Origin of the sequence: Tardiphaga sp. (assembly GCF_044336785.1) — a bacterium.
Lineage (GTDB): Bacteria > Pseudomonadota > Alphaproteobacteria > Rhizobiales > Xanthobacteraceae > Tardiphaga.
Window position 1 is genome coordinate 1 of the sequence record NZ_JBIIOT010000175.1, and the last position, 4880, is coordinate 4880.

Annotated in this window: 5 protein-coding genes; 4 read left to right on the forward strand and 1 reads right to left on the reverse strand. The window is 63.7% G+C overall.

Translation table 11 applies throughout. The features are described from left to right. From ACIQ2A_RS25480 to ACIQ2A_RS25490, 3 genes are all read left to right on the forward strand, one after another. Nucleotides 1-951 (forward strand): NAD(P)H-dependent glycerol-3-phosphate dehydrogenase (locus ACIQ2A_RS25480; RefSeq protein WP_398484784.1); only part of this gene is annotated, 951 nt, incomplete at its 5' end. A 3-nt stretch (nucleotides 952-954) separates the two neighbouring features. Continuing rightward, nucleotides 955-1371, forward strand: coding sequence for an EVE domain-containing protein (locus ACIQ2A_RS25485; protein WP_398484786.1), 417 nt, complete (start codon nucleotides 955-957; stop codon nucleotides 1369-1371). Further along, nucleotides 1338-2042, forward strand: a complete 705-nt coding sequence (locus ACIQ2A_RS25490) for a class I SAM-dependent methyltransferase (RefSeq protein ID WP_398484788.1) — start codon at nucleotides 1338-1340, stop codon at nucleotides 2040-2042. Before ACIQ2A_RS25485 ends, ACIQ2A_RS25490 begins: the two co-directional genes overlap by 34 nt. 129 nt (nucleotides 2043-2171) lie before the next feature. Here the strand turns inward: ACIQ2A_RS25490 and ACIQ2A_RS25495 are convergent, their stop codons facing one another. Next, nucleotides 2172-3308 (reverse strand): DNA topoisomerase IB, encoded by a 1137-nt coding sequence (locus ACIQ2A_RS25495; protein ID WP_398484790.1) that lies wholly within the window; start codon nucleotides 3306-3308, stop codon nucleotides 2172-2174. A gap of 253 nt (nucleotides 3309-3561) precedes the next feature. On the opposite strand from ACIQ2A_RS25495, the gene ACIQ2A_RS25500 reads away from it, so the two are divergent. Further along, nucleotides 3562-4880 (forward strand): acetate--CoA ligase (locus ACIQ2A_RS25500; protein WP_398484792.1); only part of this gene is annotated, 1319 nt, incomplete at its 3' end.

The following is a 4880-nucleotide window of genomic DNA, read 5'->3' on the forward strand; positions in this document are numbered from 1 at the left end:
GGCGCTGGTGCTTACGGCACGGCGCTCGCCGATGTCGCGGCGCGCGCCGGCCGCGAGGTCGTGCTCTATGCGCGCTCGCCGGCAGCCGCAGAAATGATGCAGACCTCGCGCAGCAATCCGCGACTGCCGGGTGCAGGCATCGACGACGCCGTCTTCGTGACATCGGATCTCGCACTCGCCGCGCGGGCTGATATTATTTTGCTGGCGGTCCCATCGCAGCAGCTCCGCGAGGCGCTGACGGCGATCGCGCCGCTCCTCGCGGCCGGCAAGCCCGTCGTCGCCTGCGCCAAGGGCATTGAGCAGGGCTCGCACAAATTCATGACCGAGGTGATCGCCGAGGTCGCGCCGGATGTGCTGCCCGCAATTTTGTCTGGGCCGAACTTTGCCGACGATGTCGCAGCCGGTCTGCCGACGGCGGTGACGCTGGCTTGCGCCGATGAGGATGCAGCGATCGATCTCGTGCAGGCGCTCGGCTCGGCGACGTTCCGGCCCTATCACTCCACCGATGTCCGCGGTGTCGAGATCGGTGGCGCGGCGAAGAATGTGCTGGCGATTGCCGCGGGCATCGTCGCCGGCAAGGAGCTTGGCGCGTCGGCGCTGGCGGCGCTGACGACGCGCGGCTTCAGCGAACTGGTGCGGCTCGGCGTCGCCTGCGGTGCGCGGGCGGAGACGATTGCGGGACTGTCCGGTCTTGGCGACCTCATTCTCAGCTGCTCCAGCGCGCAATCGCGCAACTTTGCGCTCGGTGTGGCGCTCGGCCGTGGCGAACCGCCGCCGGCGGGCAAGCTGGCAGAGGGCGCGTTCACGGCGCCGGTATTGATCGAGCTTGCCGAGGAGAACCGCGTCGACATGCCGGTGGCAAGAGCGGTGGCGATGATTCTCGATGGCAGCGCCAGCGTCGATCAGGTGATCGAGGGCCTGCTGACACGGCCATTCAAGGCAGAAGGTTAGACGATGCAATACTGGCTGATCAAATCGGAGCCCGACGCCTGGTCGTGGGACGAGCAGAAAGCGGCCGGTGCCAAGGGCACCGAATGGACCGGCATCCGCAATCACACCGCCAAGCTGAACATGATGAAGATGAAGAAGGGCGACCGCGCCTTCTTCTATCATTCCAATATCGGCAAGGAGATCGTGGGGATCGCCGAGGTCGTCAAGGAACATCACCCCGACCCCACCGCCGAGCCGGGCACGCCCTGGGTCTGCGTCGACGTCAAGGCCGTGCAGGACCTGCCGCGGCCGGTCACGCTGGCGGAGATCAAGGCCGAGCCAAAACTCGCCAATGTCGCGATCATCAAACAGTCCCGCCTGTCGGTGCCGCCGATCACCGCCGAGGAATGGAAGCTGCTCTGCAAGATGGGCGGCTTGTGAGCACCGCGGGCGCGACGCCTGCGATTGCTGATCCCACTGGATTTATCCGCGCCAATACGCGTCTGCTACCGGTGCCGCTGCTGCCGGAGATCAGCCTGCATGTGGCTGATGAAGCCGTACCGCTCTGGAGCAAGACCGAGGAAGAACTGGGCGAGGCCGGTCTGCCACCGCCGTTCTGGGCCTTTGCCTGGGCTGGCGGACAGGCGCTGGCGCGGTTCGTGCTCGATCATCCCGCGCATGTGGTGGGGCGCGCGGTGCTCGATCTCGCTTCGGGATCGGGACTGGTGGCGATTGCGGCGATGAAGGCTGGAGCCGCAAGCGTAATCGGTTACGATATCGATGCGTTTGCGCGCGTGGCGATTGGTATCAATGCGGCGGATAACAACGTCGTTGTCGACGCGCGCGGCGATGATCTGCTCGGTGATGCCGTTGCGCCTGACGCGCAGACGATCCTTGCCGGCGATATTTTCTACGAGCGCGATACCGCGGAGCGCGCTTTCGCGTTTCTTGCCGCACAAGCCGCGCGCGGCGCGACGGTGCTGATCGGTGATCCCGGACGGAGCTATCTGCCGAAGGACAAGCTGCGAAAACTGGCGGAATACAAGGTGCCAGTCACGCGCGATCTGGAGGATGCGGACATCAAAAATACGGCGGTGTGGACACTGCTCTGAATGGCTGTCGTCCCCGCGAAGGCGGGGACCCATAGCCGCTGTCGGCATAGTGAGAACGCAGGTGCCGTATCGACCTCGGTCTTATCAGCTCTTCGGAGCGTATGGGTCCCCGCCTTCGCGGGGACGACACTACCCGGCCTCCGCCACCACCTGTGCCAACAGCTGTTCGCGATTCGACTGTGAGCGGTAGCCGCTCTGCTTCGCGGCGATCCGCGCCAGCGCACCGTTCTCGAAGGCCGTGACGATGGTGCCGTGGACATAGCTCTTGCGGCAGATCGTGGCGGTGTTCGACAGCTCATCGGCAGCCGAACGCACCGCGTCGAGCACCTGCTTCTTGCGGCCACGTACACTCTCGGCCGGCTCGATATGCGCCAGCGTCTCGACCACCGTCGCCGAGGCCATCAGCGTGCGAAAATCCTTCAGCGAAATCTTGATGCCGGCGATGTCGCGCAGGAAGGCGTTCACCGCCGCTGTATTCACTTTATGGATGCGACCGACCTTGTCGGTGTACTGAAACAGGCGGCGGCCCGGCACTTCATGCAGGATGCCGATGGCGCGTACGAGCTTGGCCGCATCGCATTCCTTGCGCACGGCCTTGCCGCCCTTCGCCTTGAACGACAGAACGACGCATTTGCCATCGAGCTCCACGTTCGACTTCATCAGCGTGGTGGCGCCGCGCGTGCCTGAGAGCTTCATATAGCTCTCATTGCCGGCCCGGATGGCCGTGCGGGTGACGAGTTCGATCACCGCCGCCAGCGCGAATTCGCGCGTCGGCTCATCACCGGCCAGAAATTGCGAGACGCTGCGGCGAATTTTCGGCAACGCATTCACCAGCCGCGCCAGGCGATTGGCCTTGCGATGCTCGCGCACCTTCTCCCAATCGGCGTGATAGCGATATTGCAGCCGCCCTGCCGCATCGCGGCCAACGGCCTGCAGGTGCAGGTTGGGATCGACAGCATAGCGGACATCGACATAGGCCGGCGGCACAGCCATCGCATTCAACCGGCGGATGGTGCCGGCATGCCGGATGCGCGTGCCGTTCTCGCGGATGAAGGAATAGGCCTTGCCGCTCTTGCGACGACGGATGGTCAATTCTGTTTGATCGCCAAGTGTGAGGCCAAGTTCGCGCGCCAGGGCTTCAACGGTGCTTTTGCCGCGCAGTTTCGGCTGCCGATCGGCGAGCTTGCCGGCCAGAAGCTTGGCCGCCGACAGCGCAGAACGTGCCGTGGTGCCGCGGGCCGCCGTTAAATTCTGCTGCTCCATCATGGTCTTAGGCGCTTTCTCGTCCTCACCCTCGTCGCGATAATGCGAATCAAGTGATTTTCGTTCCTGCGTCTTGTTGCCGACCCAAAAGCGTGACCGCGAAAGGTCACGCTTCAGGGGTATCGCAACCGACGAAAGGGGGAGACGCCGCGACCTTGTCCGGCCTGCCCCCGCCGACGCATAATTGGAACATCAAACGAGAAACGGCTTGCGGCGCAGGGTTGTTTCTGTGGCGGCGAGATAAGTGGAGGGAACGATGTCCGACAAGATTTACGACGTACCGAGCGAATGGACCTCGCGCGCTTATGTCGACGACGCGAAATATAACGAGATGTATGCGCGCTCGACCAGCGACAGTGACGGCTTCTGGGCCGAACAGGCCAAGCGCCTCGACTGGACCCACGCGCCGACCAAGATCGAAAACACTTCCTATGCGCCGGGCAATATCTCGATCAAATGGTTCGAGGATGGCGTGCTCAACGCTGCCTATAACTGCATCGACCGCCATCTGCCGAAGCGCGCCAACCAGACCGCGATCATCTGGGAAGGCGACGATCCCTCGCAATCCCGGCACATCACCTATCAGGAACTGCATGACGAAGTGGCCAGGATGGCCAACGTGTTGCGCAACCGCAATGTCGGCAAGGGCGACCGCGTCACCATCTATCTGCCGATGATCCCGGAAGCCGCCTATGCGATGCTTGCCTGCGCACGCATCGGCGCGATCCATTCCGTTGTGTTCGCCGGCTTCTCGCCGGATTCACTGGCGCAACGCATCACCGACTGCCAGTCGAAGATCATCATCACCGCGGATGAAGGCCTGCGCGGCGGCAAGAAAGTGCCGCTGAAGAAGAATGTCGATGCAGCCGTGGCCAAGGCCGGCGGTGTCGACTGGGTGGTCGTGGTCAAGCACACCGGTGCGGCCGTCGATATCGATCCCGCGCGCGACTTCTGGTATCGCGAAGCTGCCGAGATGGTGACGACCGAATGCCCGTGCGAGGAGATGAACGCGGAAGATCCGCTGTTCATCCTCTACACGTCCGGCTCCACCGGCCAGCCTAAGGGCGTGCTGCACACCACCGGCGGCTATCTGCTGTTCGCCTCGATGACGCATCAATACGTGTTCGACTATCACGACGGCGACATCTACTGGTGCACCGCGGATGTCGGCTGGGTCACCGGCCACAGCTACATTCTGTACGGACCGCTGGCCAATGGCGCGACGACGCTGATGTTCGAGGGCGTGCCGAACTATCCGGACAATTCGCGCTTCTGGCAGGTGATCGACAAGCACAAGGTCAACATCTTCTACACCGCACCGACCGCGATCCGCGCGCTGATGCAGGCCGGCGACGAGCCGGTGAAGAAGACCTCGCGGGCGAGCCTGCGGCTGATGGGCTCGGTGGGCGAGCCGATCAATCCGGAAGCCTGGGAATGGTACTACCATGTGGTCGGCGACGGCCGTTGCCCGATCGTCGATACCTGGTGGCAGACCGAGACCGGCGGCATTCTGATCACACCGCTGCCGGGAGCGACCAAGCTGAAGCCCGGCGCGGCGACGCGAGCGTTCTTCGG